Genomic DNA, 15,661 nt, shown 5'->3' with positions numbered 1-15,661 from the left:
TATTCATATTTTCCCACTGCTCAGCGGTCCAGTTCAGCGTGTAGGCGCGCCCCCAGCGGTGGGGGTCGTGATACGCCCATCGACGACCGTGACGAGATCATCCAGGGTGTCGCGGTGCCCGAGGTCGTGGGTGACGAGCAGGGTGGCGGTGTCGCGTTCGCGGGTGAGGCGGGAGATGAGTTCCATGATCTTCGCTCCGCGTTCTTGATCCAGGGCGCTGGTCGGCTCATCAACGAGGAGGACTTCGGGTTTGTGGACGAGGCCGCGGGCGATCGCGACCCGTTGCCGTTCCCCGCCGGAGAGCTGGTGCGTGCGCTTGCCTGCGTGCTCGGTGAGGCCGACGGCGTCGAGGAGTTCGTCGGCACGGGCGTCGATCTTCGCTCGCCTGTTCCGGCTGGTGCCGCCGCCGAGCCTGGCCATGACCTGCAACTGCTCGCGCGCCGTGAGCGCGGGCAGCAGGTTGGACTGCTGGAACACGATGCCGATGCGCTCACGGCGCAGTTGCGTGGCCTCGTGCTTCGAGAGCTGGGCGGCGTCGGTCATGTCGCTGCTGTTGCCGATGAGAACTCCGCCAGAGTCGGGGCGAAGAAGGGTCGCGGCGACGGCGAGGATGCTGGACTTGCCCGACCCGGAGGGGCCGGTGATGCCGGTGACGGTGCCGTTGGTCCCGCGGAGGGTGACGTTGTCAACGGCGGTGATGCGGTTCTCCCCGTCGGGGAAGGTGAGGGTGACGTTCTGTAGTTGGATCATCGGTTGCTCCCAAGGGCGGTGAGGGGGTCGGCTTTGGTGACGGAGCGCAGCGCGAACGCGGCTCCTGCGAGGCCGAGGACCGCCATCACGACGGCTGGGGCGACAGTGGTGATCGGGCTGATGATGAACGGGAGCGCCTGCCCCGCGAGGGTGCCGAGCCCGATCACGGCGGCGAGGCCGACACCGATCCCGGCGACCAGAACGATGGACGCCTGGCCGAGTGAGTCGCGCACGAGCGACCCGGTGGTCGCACCGAGGGCTTTGAGCACGGCCATGTCGCTGGCACGCTGCATCGTCCAGACCGTGAAGAACGCGCCTACGACGAGGGCGGAGATCCCGAACAGCATCGCGATCATCAGCCCGAGCGACCCGATCTCGGATCGGAACGCTTCCAGGGCGGTCAAGCTCGCCAGCGGTGTTTCGGCGACCGTGCCGGTTGCTGCACCTATGGCCTCCCAGTCTGCGTCGGCGGTGACGGCGAGCACCGTCGCTTCGCCTGTGCCGCCGACGCGCTGACTTGCCTCGCTCCACGCCTCCGGGGTCAAGACGATGACCGGGGTGTGGCTGTACCAAAGATCATCGCCGACGATGCTGACGGTGAAATCAGTGCCGGTGATCGAGATCGTGTCACCAGTCTCGACGCCGAGACCATCGGCGGCCTCGGAGGAGACACCGACCTGGTCGTCGTGAACCGGGGCGAGGGCGAACAGCGGGTTCGACTGGGCACCCGAAGCATGCTGCGGCAGCCCGTAGAGCGCAACCCCGGTCGGGTCGTCGGTGCCGCTGGCCGAGGCCCGCGATTGGACGATCCCGATGGGTGTCACCGACTCGACCCCGTCCGCCTGTTCCCATGCCGTGACCGTGTTCTCGTCGAGGGAGGAGGTTGCGTAGCTAGGGTCGCTGCTCTCGGGCTGCTGCAGCACGAGCCGGTCCCCGGGCAACTGCAGCACGGAGGAGATGTTCTGTGCGGCCAGACCCCCGGTGAGGCCGGAGAGGAAGCCGACGAGCAGGGTGATCAGGGCGACGACGGCCCCGATGAGGAGAAACCGGCCGCGGGCGAACCGCAACTCTCTCCACGCGACGAACACGATGATGCCTTTCCGCTCGCGCACTCTGCCCGAGCTACCCTCCAACTCTCCTTCGCGCAGGCAGGGCCGGGCATCGCCCAAACCGTGGGATTCACGGTCAAACTTTCGGTTGATGGCCGGGCAACACCGCTCGCATAGGCTTGGAGCGTCATGTCGCATTCGACCCTCGCCCCGGTGTTCACCGGTCTCCGGTTCGGCCTGCACACCCTCCTGATCGGGCTCGCGGGCTTCACGGTTGTGCGCGCATACGTCGTCTCCTCGCCGGCTGCGACATGGACGCTGGTCATGGGGATCGCGTTCGTCGCGGTGTATCTCGCGGGTGCATGGGCGGCGCGAGCACAAGGCGAGTCAGGAGTGTCCCGGCGCGGTGACGCCGTCGGCTGGATCGCCGCGCTCACGCTGTTGTGGGCGGTGCTGACGTGGCTGAGCCCCGATGGGGCGTACCTCGTCTTCCCACTGTTCTTCCTCTACCTCCACGTCCTGCCCGGACGTGGAGGGGTCGCGGCGATCGTGGTCACGACCGCGTTCGCGATCCTCGCCCTCGGCCTCCATCTCGGGTTCAGCGTCGGCGGGGTGATCGGCCCACTGGTGGGCGCCGGCGTCGCCCTACTGATCGGGCTCGCCTACCGTGCGCTTCGGGGTGAAGCCGAAGAGCGCGAACGGCTCGTTGCCGAGCTGATCCGCACTCGGCAGCAACTCGCCCAGACCGAACGCGAACAGGGCGCACTGGCGGAGCGCGCCCGGCTCGCTCGGGAAATTCATGACACCGTCGCCCAGGGCCTGTCCTCGATCCAGATGCTGTTGCGTGCCGCTGAGCGCGACACCCCCGAACCCGGTGCCGGGTACGTGCGGCTCGCCCGTGAGACCGCGGCCGATAGCCTCGCGGACACGAGGCAGATCATCCGCGAGCTCACCCCGACCCGCCTCGGCGACGGACTCGCCCCCGCCCTGCACCGCCTCGGTCAGGAACAGTCCGACCGCGCGTCCATCCCTGTCGAGGTGAGTGCCGAGGAACTCGACTTGCCGATGGGAACCCAGATCGCGCTGCTGCGAATCTTTCAGGGCGCGCTTTCGAACACGATCCGCCACGCGAATGCCACCCGCATCACCGCCGAACTCACCCGAGACAACGCCACGGTATCTCTGGTGGTCCGCGATGACGGCCGCGGCTTTGAGGTGTCCTCCGCGGTCGCCGACTCGCACGAGGCTGACTCCTTCGGGTTGCACGCCATGCGTGAGCGCCTCGAACAACTCGACGGCACCCTCACCATTGCCTCGGCCCCTCAACAGGGCACCACGGTCACCGCGCGACTGCCGCTTCTCACCGGAAGCGAGGCGGCATCGTGATCCGGATCGTGCTTGCCGATGACCACCCCGTCGTCCGCACGGGCTTGCGGGCGATGCTCTCAGGCGACCCCGACCTCGACGTGATCGGGGAAGCGGCAACCCCTGACGATGTCGTCGCCCTCGCGAGCGATCTGGTACCGGACGTGGTGCTCATGGACTTGCAGTTCGGCACCGACCAGACCGGAGCCGACGCGACCCGCCGCATTCGCGCACTCAACCATCCGCCTGCCGTGCTGGTGCTCACGAACTACGACACCGACAGCGACATCCTCGGCGCCGTTGAAGCCGGAGCCAGCGGCTACCTCCTCAAAGACGCCCCACTCGAGGAGCTCATCGCTGCAATCCGCGCCGCAGCCGCAGGCGAGACCGCCCTCGCCCCCGCGATCGCGGGACGACTGCTCGCCCGGATGCGTTCCCCGCAACCCAACCTCAGCGCCCGCGAGACCGAAGTGCTGCGACTCGTCGCAGACGGCGCGACGAACAACGACATCGCGGCACTACTGCATATCAGCGACGCGACCGTGAAATCACACCTCGTGCACATCTACACCAAGCTCGGCGTCTCCTCCCGCACCGCCGCCGTCGCTTCTGCACGCGACTCCGGCTTACTGCGGTGAAGGCAGGGACTGTCCGCTGAATGGTGTTTCTGGCCTGACACGCCGGCACGGCTGGCGGGGAAGGTCATGCGATGACCGAGAAGATCACGAGCGTGAGCTCGATGACCAAGAAGGTGAAGAAGATGGCCTCGCGCAGCGAGGCCGAGCAGGCCGCGGTCCGGGAGCTGGTCAAGGCCGCCCGGGCCCGCGGTGAGGACCTGACCGGCCCGGACGGGCTGCTCAAGTCGATCACCGCGAGGGGCTGCCCCCGGTCTGGTGGCAGTCCCGGTCAGCCTGTTGAGCACGGGTGTCTTGTCAACAGATTCGTGAACCTCTTGGCCTCGGCGACCAGCGTGGGGTCCCGCAATCGTGTGCAAGCGCCGGGGTGAGCGAGCCCGTGTCAGTCCGCCGCAGCCCCGGTGGTGGCGTCAATCAGGCGGTGGAGCACGTCACGTAGGTTTTCAAGCTCCTCGAGACTCATCTCGAGCGTGGCGAGGATCCCTGGGGGTATGCGTTCGGCTTCTTCTCGCATGTCGCGACCCCGGGGGGTGAGGCAGATGTCCAACGCACGCTCATCTTCGGGGCGGCGCTCGCGTGTGATCAGACCTCGCGCTTGAAGTCGTTTGAGCAACGGTGACACGGTGGCCGGCTCCAGGCAGAGGCGTCGGCTCAGTCGACCCAGGCTCACTGGCGTTTCCTCCCACAGCGCGAGCATGACCAGGTACTGCGGGTGCGTGATGCCCAGGGGGTCGAGGAACGGCCGGTAGAGCGCGATGACGTTGCGAGAGGCCACGGCCAGGGCGAAGCAGACCTGCTGATCTAGCTCAAGCGGATCCTGACGCGTCGGCTCGGGAGTCGGCTGCTGAGCGGGCGTCATGCGTGACACCGTAGCCGACGAGCGCCGTTACACTGCATACGAACTCTTCGTCCACTAATAATATGGAGACTCCATGAGTGCAAGGTTCGAGCGTGACGGCCTGTCGCTGTGGTATCGCTTCACCTGGAGGGTCAAGTACACGTTGCTGATCTTCTTCGGCCCGCCCCGCCTGGATCCTCGCCAGGACCCTCAGATTCGCATGGAGCGGGCCCGAGCTGCGAAGGTCGCGGAAGCGCGGGCAGCGCGAAGGGCGGCAGGACTCAGCGACACTGCATGACTTCTCGGTGCTCGAACTCGGTGATGTCGGAGCACTGCCGATCCCTGGCCCACCTCGTAGGTTGGGTCGGGCCGTCTCATCACGAGCGACGGCAGGAGAGGAGCACAGCATGCTGAAGGGCAAGGTCGCACTGGTGACTGGTGCGGGGTCCGGCATCGGTGAGGCGAGTGCACGGGCACTGGCTGCGCAGGGAGCGGACGTGACCCTGGTCAGTCGCACCCGGGAGGAGCTGGAGGCGGTCGCGGCCGACCTCGAGGCCGGCGGCGTTCAGACCCTGGTGGTGACCGGGGACGTCAGCGTCGAGGACGACGCGCGGCGGATGGTGTCGGAGACCATCGAGCGCTTCGGCAGGCTCGACGTCGTCGTCGCCAACGCGGGGGTGAACGGCACCTGGACAGGCATCGAGGACCTCGAGGTCGAGGACTTCCGGTCCACGATCGACATCAACCTGGTCGGGACGTTCCTCACCGTCAAGCACGCGGTGCCGCACCTGGCCGACGGTGGCGGCTCGGTCGTCGTGGTCTCCTCGATCAACGGCACCCGCGTCTTCTCGAACTCCGGCGCCACGGCATACTCCGCCAGCAAGGCAGGCCAGGTCGCCATGACCAAGATGCTGGCCGTCGAGCTCGGGCCGCGCGGCATCCGCCTCAACGTGGTGTGCCCCGGGGCGATCGACACCGAGATCGACGACAACACGCGGGCGGCGAACGAGGACGTGAAGATCCCGGTCGAGTTCCCGCAAGGGGAGATCCCGCTCACCGCAGGGACCCCGGGCGCGGCGCAGCAGGTGGCCGAGCTGGTGACCTTCCTCGCCTCGGACGCGGCCGGCCACATCAGCGGAACCGAGGTGTGGGTCGACGGGGCGCAGTCGCTGCTGCAGGGGTGACCGGGGGGGGGGCCGGCAGCACTCAGCGCCGCAGTCCTTCCAATGATCAGCGGGCCTGTGTCGACCTGATCAGGCACTGACGGTGGCGTGCGGCAGCGCCATGATCGGGCTCGTGGACGGTGATCCAGCACTGCACGCGTATCTCAGCTACTCGGACGCCCAGGCCACGCTGAGATGGCTGGAGCAGGTGGGGTTCAGCGTCGTCGCGCGTCAGGACGGCGGCGGCGGTGCGGTGCTCCACGCGGAGGTGCGCTGGGGAGACGTGGTGCTGATGGTCGCCAGTGCTGACGACGACTACGACGTCCCCCGTCTCCTGGGTCGCAGCACGGGCGGTGGCCTGTACCTCTGGCTCTCCGACCCGAGCCAGGTCGACGAGTGGTATGCCCGAGCGCTGCAGGCGGGTGGCACCCAGGTGTTCGCTCCCGAGGAGACCGAGTGGGGGACCCGACGTGCGCGGGTCCTCGACCCAGAGGGCCACGAGTGGAGCATCGGGACATACCGTCCGGGCGCTTCCTGGGAACAGTGATGCTCTCCATCTGCCGATAGCCGCCTTTGGTGCTGCAGGCCCGGTATGCGGTGAGTCAGGTCCCGCAGTACGTCCGGTAGCGACCGAAGTCCGCCGGTGCAGGCTCGGCATACCGCTCGAGGCCGGGGCGCTCCCGGTAGGGGTCGGTGACGGCGCCCAGGAGCCGGACCATCGGCCCGAGGTCGCCGTCGCTGCCGGCTGCGAGAGCTTCCTCGACCAGGTGGTTGCGGGGGATGTAGACGGGGTTGACCCGGTCCATCAGCTCGGAGCGCGGACCGAGGGCGAGCCACCGCCCGGCCCAGGCGTCGAAACCCGCCAGATCCACGAAGAGGCTGCGGGCCGGCTCGACGTCGCCGCGGACCGCGTCGCCGAGGCGGCGGTAGAAGGAGGTGTGGTCGACATGGTTGTCCTGCAGCAGGCTCAGCAACTCGGCGACCAGGGGCTCGACGACCTCGGCGCTCACCGAGTCCGCCAGCCCCAGCTTGGCCCTCATGCCGCTCGACCAGGCCGACGCGAACTGCGCGGAGAACGTGCCGAGGGAGCCCATCGCCAGATCGACCGCCTGCTCCTCCTCGGTGTGCAGGAGGGGGAGCAGCGCCTCGGCGAGGCGAGCAAGGTTCCACTGGGCGACGCCGGGCTGGTTGCCGTAGGCATACCGTCCGCCGGTGTCGATCGAGCTGTAGACCGCCGCCGGGTCGACGGCCTCCATGAAGGCGCACGGTCCGTAGTCGATGGTCTCCCCGGAGATCGTCATGTTGTCCGTGTTCATCACGCCGTGGACGAACCCGACGAGCATCCACCGGGCGACGAGCTGCGCCTGGCCGGCGACGACCGCCTCGAAGAGCGCGAGGTAGGGGCTCTGAGCCGCGGCGGCGTCGGGGTGGTGGCGGCTGATCGCGTGGTCGGCGAGGCGGCGCAGGAGATCGGTGTCGCCGGTGGCTCGGGCGTACTGGAAGGTGCCGACGCGCAGGTGGCTGGAGGCCACCCGCGTGAGCACCGCTCCGGGCAGCAGCGTCTCGCGCTGCACCGGACGTCCGGTGCCCACCACGGCCAGCGACCGTGTGGTCGGGATGCCCAGGGCGTGCATCGCCTCGCTGATGACGTACTCGCGCAGCATCGGACCGACCGCCGCCAGGCCGTCACCGCCCCGGGCGAAGGGCGTGCGACCGGAGCCCTTGAGGGCGATGTCGACCTTCCGCCCCGCCGTGTCGTCGACCTCGCCGAGGAGGAGGGCGCGGCCGTCGCCGAGGCGGGGGGAGTAGCCGCCGAACTGGTGCCCGGCGTAGGCCTGTGCCACCGGGGTGGCGCCGTCGGGGACGAGGTGACCCGTCAGCAGGCGCAGACCCTCGGGACTGCGCAGCCAGGACGGGTCGAGGTCCAGCTCGGCAGCCAGCGATTCGTTGAGCACCAGGAGCCGGGGGTCCGGGGTGTCGTCGGCCTGCCACGGCACGGCGAGCTCCCCCAGCTCACGGGCGAACTGGTGGTCGAAGGACACGGTCTGCCGGGGCACGACACTCATCCATCGAGCGTAGGCGAGAGACCCCTCAGGGGCGGAAGGCGGAGCTCGCGCCGTCCAGCGCACCTTCCTGGACGGGGAGCTCGCCGCGGGTGACCGCGGCCAGCAGCTGCTCGTGGTCGGCCTCGGTCTGGTCGGCATACAGCCGGGCGAACCGGCTCAGGGCGACGTCCACCTTGTCCGAGCCCCCGACATACCCCGCGATCATCGATGCCCCGCTGGTGCGGGCGTGGCCCTTGGCCAGGAGGTGACCGACGATGCCGGCGTAGTCGGCCAGCGCCGGCGCGTCGATCGCGTCCAGGGGGATGGTGCCCTTGCTGTTGCGGAACTGTCGCACGTAGTAGGTGTAGTCGTCGCCGACGGTCGCCCACCCCAGCAGCGGGTCGCTGACCGTCTGCAGCGCCTGCTGGTACTCCACCACCCGCTGGCCCTGGTGCTCGTGCAGGGCGGAGTCGCCGTGCACGTGGCGGGCGATGACCGAGCGTCGGGCCTGCTTGAGCTGGAGGAACAGCACGTCGTCGGGGGTGCTGCCCTCCAGCAGCGCGACGTAGGCGCGCAGCCCCACGCTGCCGACCCCGACCACCTTGTGCGCGATGTCGACCAGGGTGTAGCCGCCGACCACCCGGCTCCATTGCGGGGCGAGGGTCAGGAGGTAGCCGTCGAGCGCCTCGGCCAGGGCGTCCCGCTCCTGGTCGCTGACCCGGGTGATGGTGGGCGGGTCCTCGACGATCGTCCGTCGCCCGGCCTGCTCGGTCGTGAACTTCGGGAGCGCGCGATCACTCGTGCGCTTGCGGGCGCGCTTGGCCGACCGGTGGATCTCCTTGCGCAAGGTCTTCTCGGTCGCGGTCTCGTGCAGGCGGTTCACGTCGAGCCGGTTGTAGGAGCGCATGAGGAGCGGCTGCTCGGCGAGGAACCTCAGCTCGCCGCGGTATGCCGCGACGCAGGCCCGCACGGCGGCCTCGCACTGCTCCTCGGACAGCCCGTTCGCGCGCCCGGCGACGTGGATGCTGGCGACGAGGCGGCGCAGGTCCCACTCCCAGCACCCGGGGTGGGCCTCGTCGAAGTCGTTGAGGTCGATGACCAGCTCGCCCTCGGGGGAGGCGTAGAACCCGAAGTTGCCGAAGTGCGCGTCTCCGCCGATCACCGGCATGATCCCGGTCGCCGGCAGGTGCGCGACGTCGTCGGCCATGACCACGGCGGTGCCCCGCAGGAAGCCGTAGGGGTTGGTGACCATCCGACCCACGCGCACCGGGACCAGCTCGCTGCGCCGCCCCTCGTGCGACTCCTGGATCAGCGCCACCGGGTCCGGCCGCCCCGCCCGAGGAGTCCAGTCACCCAGGCTCTTGCGCGGGACCTCCTTGCGCAGCGCCTTGCCCATGGCGTAGCGCTCCGCCCGCGAGGTGGGCCGCTTGCGGATGGAGGCGTATGCCGTGCTGTCGGCCGTGGCGAGCACGCGGTGGCCGGTGTCCACGGGGGTCACGGGAGCGGGTGTCCCGCCACGGCGTGCCGGGGCCCGCAGGCCGCCGGCGGGTCGGGCGCAGCGTGGGCGTGGTCGTCTGGCACGGACCTCACCCTCGCGTGTCGGCGCCGTTGGTGCAACACCCGGCCGGGGCGGAGGGAGGTCGTGCGCTGAACGGGGGGCGACACTACGCTGACCCTGTCGTGACCCGGTGGGAGCAACCCATACGGGCTGACCGTCGACCTTCACCGAAAGGACGACGACATGTCGCGACCTGAACCTCTCGCTCGACCCCTGCACCCCACCCTGCTGCGGCTGGACGACCTGGCCGCCCACCTGGGCCACGACGACCACGTCCTGGCCGTCCTGGGCCTGGGGTCGGCGGGGGAAGAGACGCACCGTTTCGACGAGGACTCCGACATCGACGTCTTCGTCGTCGTCGACAGCGCCTCGGCCAAGGAGCGCTACCTGCAGGACCCGGGCTGGCTCGCCGGCTTCGGCGGCCGAGTCGCCTACAGCTTCGCCAACGACCCGAACGGCCGCAAGGCGCTGTTCGAGGACGGGCTCTTCGTCGAGTACGCCGTTGTTCACCCCCGACGAACTCGCCAATCTGCCCGTCGTCGGCGCCCGGCTGGTCTGGTCCCGCGACGGTCGCGACCTCCTGACGGGCGCGCCGCCGCCGAGCCCGGCCGTCCTCGACACCGTCGACGTCCACTCCACGAGGCACTCACCAACCTCTACGTCGGGCTCCACCGCGAGCTGCGCGGGGAGCGCCTGACCGCGATGCGCTTCACCCAGGTGTATGCCGTGGACCGCGTCCTCGCGCTCGTGCGCCTCGACCCCGCCGCACGGCTGGAGCACCCCGACCGCTTCGAGTCGACCCGCCGCATCGAGCAGGCCGACCCACCACGACACGGACCCGGCCATCACCCGGGCGATCCGACAGCTGCTGGACCAGCACGCCCACACCTGAGCACCTGCTTGTCGGTGGGAGCGTGGCAGGAGCACACTCCGGAGATGAGCTCCTACTCCCGGGCGCTGGAGGTGGCGCACGAGCACGCCCTCGACTGGCTGGGCTCGCTGGGGGAGCGGCCGGTGCCCCCGCAGGCGTCCATCGAGGAGGTCGTCGCCGCGCTCGGGCCAGAGCTGCCGCAGCGGGGCTGCCCACCGGAGGAGGCCGTCGCATTGCTCGCGGAGGCCAGCGACGCCGGGCTGACCGCCACGGCCTCGGGCCGCTTCTTCGGGTTCGTCGTCGGGGGCACGCACCCGGCCGCGCTGGCCGCCGACTGGCTGGTCAGCGCCTGGGACCAGAACGCCGGGCTGCGCCCGGTCACGCCGGCCCACAGCGCGGTCGAGGACATCGCCAGTGACTGGTTGCTAGACCTGCTGGGCCTCCCCGCGCAGAGCGCCGTCGGCTTCACGACCGGCGCCACCATGGCCAACTTCACCGGGCTCGCGGCCGGGCGCGACGCGGTGCTCCGCCGGGCGGGGTGGGACGTCGCGCGGCAGGGGCTGGCCGGCGGCCCGCGTGTCCGGGTGCTCGTCGGCGAAGAGCGGCACGACACCGTCGACGTCGCGCTGCACTACCTCGGCCTCGGTGCCCCCGAGACGGTGACCGTCGACGACCGGGGACGGGTGCGGCCCGACGCGCTCGAGCAGGCCCTGGCCGACGGAGGGCCCGGACCGGTCCTGGTGTCCCTGCAGGCCGGCAACATCCACCCTGGCGCCAGCGACCCCTTCGAGGAGACCGTCGCCACCGCGCACCGGCACGACGCCTGGGTGCACGTCGACGGCGCCTTCGGGCTCTGGGCCGCCGCGTCACCGGCATACCGGCATCTTGTGCGCGGACACGGGAGCGCCGACTCGTGGGCGACCGACGCCCATAAGACCCTCAACGTGCCTTATGACAGCGGCCTGTGCATCGTGCGCGACCCCGCAGCGCTCCAGGCGGCCATGGGGTCCAGGGTGCCTACCTGCTGCGCGACGAGGTGTGTCAGCCGCTGGACAAGGTGCCCGAGCTGTCCCGGCGTGGCCGCGCGGTCCCCGTGTGGGCGGTGCTCCGGTGCCTCGGTCGCGACGGGGTCGCCGAGCTGGTCGAGCGGCTGTGCCACCACGCCACCGCCTCCGCCGAGGCCCTCCGCGCCATACCCGGCGTCACCGTGCTCAACGACGTGGGGGGGCGTGCGCCACCGCGCAGACGCAGGCGCCGCAGGAGGGCACCGACTTCGCCGAGGAGACGGCCTCCGGTGCCCTGACCATCATGGGCTTCGGCCTCGACGACGAGATCGGCCAGGTGCGCTACGACCTGGCGGAGGAGGCCGTCCCCGAGGACGACGTGCAGCTCACCGAGGGTGGTCTGGACATGCAGCGGTTCCTGTCCTCGGTGGCTGCGGGCGAGGAGCCGGGGCTCATCAGGGTCGACCGTACCCAGGTCGGCACGCTGGCCTCCCGCGGCGCCATCATGCCGCTCACGGACTGCATGGAGGCCGAGGAGGTCGACACGTCGGTGTTCGTCGAGAGCGCCCTGTCCCAGGTCACCTTCGACGGCGAGGTCTATGGCATACCGGAGTTCAACACGGTGCAGCTCACCATGACCAACCAGGAGCTCCTGGACGAGGCGGGGCTGAGCGTCGAGGACGTCGACGGCTCGGACCGCGAGGCCCTCGCGCAGGCGAACGAGCAGCTGCACGAGAGCGGCGGCGGCAACATCGACGTCATCGGCTACGACAGCAAGCTGCCGGAGTTCCTGCGGCTGTGGGCGAAGGTCGGCGGGGCCGACCTGCTGTCCGAGGACGGCCGCACCGCCCAGCTCGACGACCCGGTGGTGCTGGAGGCGCTGGAGTAGGCGGTCGGCATTTACGACGCCCAGGGTGGCTTCGGGGGAGGTCAAGGCGTTCCGCGACTCCGCCGACTTCTTCGGCTCAGGCAGCCAGTTCGCCTCCGGCAAGCTCGGGGCGATGCCGATGGAGCAGTGGTACGTCAACGTGCTCAATGAGGTCTCGCCCGACGCACCCATGGCCTTCGACACCGTCCGGGGCGGAGACGGCGAGCCGCTGGCATACGCCTCCGGTGCTGCGGCAGTTCTTCCTCGGCCTGCCGCGCGAGCTCCTCGACGCGGCCAAGGTCGACGGCGCGGGGCACTGGACGATGTTCACCCGGATCGCGCTGCCCCTGTGCAAGCCGGCCCTCATCGTGACCCTGCTCTTCGAGTTCCAGGCGGCCTGGACCGACCTCATGCGTCCGCTCATCTATCTGCGCGACTCGGCCAACTTCACCGTCCCCCGAGGCCTGAAGGCGCTGCTCGACCGGTACGGGTTCGGCGGCGAGTGGCACTGGGAGATCATCGTCACCGCCAGCGTCATCACGACGCTGCCCATGATCATCCTGTTCTTCATCGGCCAGCGGCACTTCGTCGAGGGCATCGCCACCACCGGCTCCAAGGGCTGAGGGTCGCCTCGGCCGAGCGGTCGGCCAGAGCCGGCGTGTCCTCGGTGACTAGGAACCGTGGTGGCCGTTGGAGTTGCCGTCCCCCGGGGGCGCCCTAGGTTGGGAGCAGCGGCGCCCCTCGCGTCCGACCCGAGGTCAAGCAGAGCACTTCGGATCCCGATGCCGTCTGCGCCCGAGCCGGGCGGCTTCCCTCGAAGGAGACGCCCATGTTCTTTCACCGCCAAGAGCTCCAGTTCTCGTCCACACCCGACAAGCCGGACGCCGTCTTCGCCCGGAAGCTGCAGGAGGTGCTCGGGGGCCAGTACGGCGAGATCACCGTGGCCATGCAGTACGGCTTCCAGTCGTGGAACGCCCACATCCCGGGCAAGTACCGAGACCTGCTGTTCGGGATCGGTGCCGAGGAGTTCGGGCACGTCGAGATGCTGGCCACGATGATCGCCCAGCTGCTCGAGGACGCACCCCTGGGCGTCACCGACGACGCCGTCCAGGACGACCCCGCCGTGGCCGCGATCGTCGGAGGCACCGACGTGCAGCACGCGATCGTCGCGGGCGCCGGCGCCCGCCCGGTGGACTCCAACGGCAACCCGTGGTCGGCGGCATACGTCACCGCGAGCGGCAACCTCATGGCCGACTTCCACGCCAACGCCAACGCCGAGATGCAGGGCCGCGTCCAGGTCGCCCGGCTCTACCACATGACCGAGGACAAGGGCGTGCGGGACATGCTCGGCTTCCTGCTGGCGCGGGACACCATGCACCAGAACCAGTGGCTGCGGGCAATCGAGCAGCTCAAGGAGGACGGGCTGGAGCAGCTGCCGGTGCCCAGCAACTTCCCGCAGAAGAAGGAGCACACCGACGTGTCCTACCAGTACCTCAACTTCTCCGACGGGGCGGCCGCCGCCGACGGGCCGTGGGCGCAGGGGCCGACCCCGGACGGGAACGGCACCTTCAGCTACCACGAGGGGCCGACGACCAGCGCCCCGATGCCGGAGCCGACCCGGCCCGACGCCCGCCTGTTCGGGACCACGGACGCGCCCAACCCCGTCGAGAAGGGGGCCGCCCGGGTCCAGGACGTGCTGCACAAGGAGTGACGCTCCCGTCGTGGCGCTCCTGCGCGATCGGCCCCCAGAAGGCGGCGGCGAGCAAGAGCGCCACGGCGCTCCCGATCAGGACGCCGCCCACGGTGTCGGACAGCCAGTGGGCGTGCAGGTAGGTGCGGTTCAGGGCCATGAGGGTGACGGTGACGACGCCCACGACCCGCACCGAGAACGCCGGGTACAGCAGCAGCGCCACGACGGCGAGGGTGGCCGCCCCGAGGGGTATGACGTAGACGCCGACGACCCCCGCGCCCAGCCAGTCGAGGACGAGCGACGCGTCGAGCAGCGCGGGGACCCGATCGCCGGAGACCGTGCTGTCCCACCACGTGGAGGGTGGCGACTCGGGTTGCCAGGCCCGGCCGGCTGCCTAGGGTCGAGGGGTGAGGACACAGCGGGGAGAGAGTCGGTCCGGCCGTGGGCGTGACGTCAGCCCGCGGGACCCAGCGCGACAAGGAGGGCGATCATGACGTCGTCAGGACGGCGGGCGGAGGACCCGCCCGAGCGGGAGCTGCTGCAGATCTACCTGGAGGATCACCTGACGGGTGCCACGGGGATGGTGCAGCGGCTCACGATGATGCACCAGAACTACGGTGACCTGCCGGTCGCCGGGGAGATCGCCCAGCTGCTGCAGGAGGTGAGCGAGGACCGCAGCCGGCTCGTGGAGGTCATCAGGTCGTTGGGCCTGGAGCGCAGCGGCGCCAAGCTGCTGCTGGCCCGGACCGGGGAGCTGGCCGGGCGGCTCAAGACGAACGGCCGCCTCCGGCGTCGCTCACCGCTGACGCCCCTCCTGGAGCTCGAGCTGGTCCAGTCGGGCATCAGCGGCAAGTCCGGGCTGTGGCGCTCGCTGACCGTCCATGCCGAAAGCCTGGGTCTGGACGCCGAGGAGTTCAGGAGTCTGGAGGAGCGCGCCTACCGGCAGCTGGACGACGTCGTCGCCGCCCACCGCCGGCTCACCCGCGAGGCGTTCGGGGCAGACAGCCCGACCGCAGGCTGAGCGACGGCCGGCACCGGTCGTGCCCGGTCCGCCCTGGTTCGCCCGGTCGAGATGGTTTCACCCACCTCGGACGTCGTCGTCCCTGGCCTGTGTGCGGTCGTGGCCCCTCAAGGGCCACCACCGCACACGGACCCAGCCCTTCGAGCACCTACCGGGCGCCACCGCGCCCGGACGGGCCGGCCAGCGGTCAGGCCGGGGTGAACCCGAAGCCGGTGACGGTGACCTCGAAGGGCGCGGTCGCGGTCTCGTCGTCCTCGTTGGCCGAGGTCACCCACAGGTTGACGTGCACGCGCTCGGCAGCCGGGACCGGCAGGGCCGAGCTGTCCACGCGGGAGGAGGCGATGAGCGTGGTCGCGGCGGTGGCACCGGCATACGTGGCGAAGGACACCGAGCCCGGCCCCCACGTCATCGTCGACCGGAAGACCCGCAGGCCCGTGGGTAGGGACTCGTTGTGGCTGAGCACGTTGGTCGGTCCCGGCAGCCAGTAGCCGGACGTCAGCCGCGGGGCGATGCCCGGGACGCCCCAGGCCGAGATCTCACCGGTGTCGATCTCGTTGTGGCTCGCGTCCCACGGCTGGGTCGAGTCGTAGGTGAAGAGGTTGCCCCACACCACCGACTGGGAGACCACGTCGAAGTCGGCCCGGAAGTCGAACGAGTAGCTGCCGTAGCCCCAACCGGTGCGCGTCGACAGCAACTCGGCCGCCACCGGTGACCCACCTGCGTTGGTGAGCCGCAGCGTCACCGTCCCGTCGCCGTTGAGCACGACCTTGTCGCCGGACCACTGGCCGTTGTAGTGCGGTGCAC

General features: G+C 70.1%; 15 protein-coding genes and 3 pseudogenes. 11 read left to right on the top strand and 7 right to left on the bottom strand.

The genetic code is table 11. The annotated features are described in order from the left end of the window. Positions 1–33: 33 nt before the first annotated feature. Together BJF80_RS14305 and BJF80_RS14300 are read right to left on the bottom strand one after the other, a co-directional pair. A complete protein-coding gene (locus BJF80_RS14305) occupies positions 34–750 on the bottom strand; it encodes an ABC transporter ATP-binding protein (protein WP_075814596.1) in 717 nt (238 codons plus the stop codon). Continuing rightward, complete coding sequence (locus BJF80_RS14300) at positions 747–1,838, bottom strand: ABC transporter permease (protein ID WP_075814747.1); 1,092 nt, start codon at positions 1,836–1,838, stop codon at positions 747–749. The genes BJF80_RS14305 and BJF80_RS14300 overlap by 4 nt, the downstream gene beginning before the upstream one ends. A gap of 150 nt (positions 1,839–1,988) precedes the next feature. Between BJF80_RS14300 and BJF80_RS14295 the strand changes: the two genes are divergently transcribed. The 3 genes and pseudogenes from BJF80_RS14295 to BJF80_RS21820 form a co-directional block, all read left to right on the top strand. Next, positions 1,989–3,185, top strand: coding sequence for a sensor histidine kinase (locus tag BJF80_RS14295; protein ID WP_075814594.1), 1,197 nt, complete (start codon positions 1,989–1,991; stop codon positions 3,183–3,185). Further along, the gene (locus BJF80_RS14290) at positions 3,182–3,802 is read left to right on the top strand and encodes a response regulator transcription factor (RefSeq protein WP_075814592.1); all 621 of its coding nucleotides are present in this window, start codon (positions 3,182–3,184) and stop codon (positions 3,800–3,802) included. Before BJF80_RS14295 ends, BJF80_RS14290 begins: the two co-directional genes overlap by 4 nt. A 71-nt stretch (positions 3,803–3,873) precedes the next feature. Then, a pseudogene (locus tag BJF80_RS21820) lies at positions 3,874–4,038 on the top strand (IS256 family transposase); the annotation flags it as partial. 143 nt (positions 4,039–4,181) lie between these two features. Here BJF80_RS21820 and BJF80_RS14285 read toward each other — a convergent pair. Continuing rightward, positions 4,182–4,658, bottom strand: a complete 477-nt coding sequence (locus tag BJF80_RS14285; protein WP_075814590.1) for a MarR family winged helix-turn-helix transcriptional regulator — start codon at positions 4,656–4,658, stop codon at positions 4,182–4,184. Positions 4,659–5,044: 386 nt separating this feature from the next. Here BJF80_RS14285 and BJF80_RS14275 point away from each other — a divergent pair, with 386 nt between their 5' ends. Then, on the top strand, positions 5,045–5,821 hold the full coding sequence (locus BJF80_RS14275) for an SDR family oxidoreductase (RefSeq protein ID WP_075814586.1): 777 nt from the start codon (positions 5,045–5,047) through the stop codon (positions 5,819–5,821). 82 nt (positions 5,822–5,903) lie between these two features. After that, the gene (locus tag BJF80_RS14270) at positions 5,904–6,347 is read left to right on the top strand and encodes a VOC family protein (protein WP_237767639.1); all 444 of its coding nucleotides are present in this window, start codon (positions 5,904–5,906) and stop codon (positions 6,345–6,347) included. A 55-nt stretch (positions 6,348–6,402) separates the two neighbouring features. Here the strand turns inward: BJF80_RS14270 and BJF80_RS14265 are convergent, their stop codons facing one another. Further along, positions 6,403–7,866, bottom strand: a complete 1,464-nt coding sequence (locus BJF80_RS14265) for a protein adenylyltransferase SelO (RefSeq protein WP_075814582.1) — start codon at positions 7,864–7,866, stop codon at positions 6,403–6,405. Positions 7,867–7,891: 25 nt separating this feature from the next. Then, on the bottom strand, positions 7,892–9,343 hold the full coding sequence (locus BJF80_RS14260) for a DUF2252 domain-containing protein (RefSeq protein WP_075814580.1): 1,452 nt from the start codon (positions 9,341–9,343) through the stop codon (positions 7,892–7,894). Positions 9,344–9,905: 562 nt separating this feature from the next. Here BJF80_RS14260 and BJF80_RS19125 point away from each other — a divergent pair. From BJF80_RS19125 to BJF80_RS14230, 5 genes and pseudogenes are all read left to right on the top strand, one after another. Then, positions 9,906–10,100, top strand: coding sequence for a hypothetical protein (locus tag BJF80_RS19125; RefSeq protein WP_075814578.1), 195 nt, complete (start codon positions 9,906–9,908; stop codon positions 10,098–10,100). Between the two features lie 5 nt (positions 10,101–10,105). Continuing rightward, positions 10,106–11,218: pseudogene (locus tag BJF80_RS17920) on the top strand (pyridoxal phosphate-dependent decarboxylase family protein); the annotation flags it as partial. A 364-nt stretch (positions 11,219–11,582) separates the two neighbouring features. After that, positions 11,583–12,167, top strand: coding sequence for an ABC transporter substrate-binding protein (locus tag BJF80_RS20490; protein ID WP_052327838.1), 585 nt, complete (start codon positions 11,583–11,585; stop codon positions 12,165–12,167). Positions 12,168–12,391: 224 nt separating this feature from the next. After that, positions 12,392–12,769, top strand: a complete 378-nt coding sequence (locus BJF80_RS20485) for a carbohydrate ABC transporter permease (RefSeq protein ID WP_237767645.1) — start codon at positions 12,392–12,394, stop codon at positions 12,767–12,769. Between the two features lie 206 nt (positions 12,770–12,975). Continuing rightward, a complete protein-coding gene (locus BJF80_RS14230; RefSeq protein WP_022925126.1) occupies positions 12,976–13,857 on the top strand; it encodes a manganese catalase in 882 nt (293 codons plus the stop codon). Positions 13,858–13,903: 46 nt separating this feature from the next. On the opposite strand, the pseudogene BJF80_RS21670 reads toward BJF80_RS14230, so the two are convergent. After that, a pseudogene (locus tag BJF80_RS21670) lies at positions 13,904–14,089 on the bottom strand (phosphatase PAP2 family protein); the annotation flags it as partial. A 237-nt stretch (positions 14,090–14,326) separates the two neighbouring features. On the opposite strand from BJF80_RS21670, the gene BJF80_RS14220 reads away from it, so the two are divergent. Then, positions 14,327–14,857, top strand: a complete 531-nt coding sequence (locus BJF80_RS14220; protein ID WP_075814572.1) for a hypothetical protein — start codon at positions 14,327–14,329, stop codon at positions 14,855–14,857. Between the two features lie 187 nt (positions 14,858–15,044). Here the strand turns inward: BJF80_RS14220 and BJF80_RS14215 are convergent, their stop codons facing one another. Beyond that, a complete protein-coding gene (locus BJF80_RS14215; RefSeq protein ID WP_075814570.1) occupies positions 15,045–15,620 on the bottom strand; it encodes a hypothetical protein in 576 nt (191 codons plus the stop codon). Between the last annotated feature and the right edge of the window lie 41 nt (positions 15,621–15,661).

This window comes from Serinicoccus sp. CUA-874, assembly GCF_001942225.1.
GTDB classification, from domain to species: Bacteria; Actinomycetota; Actinomycetes; order Actinomycetales; family Dermatophilaceae; genus Ornithinicoccus; species Ornithinicoccus marinus.
Note: the sequence above shows the minus strand (reverse complement) of the source record. Positions and strands in the feature narration are given on the sequence as shown.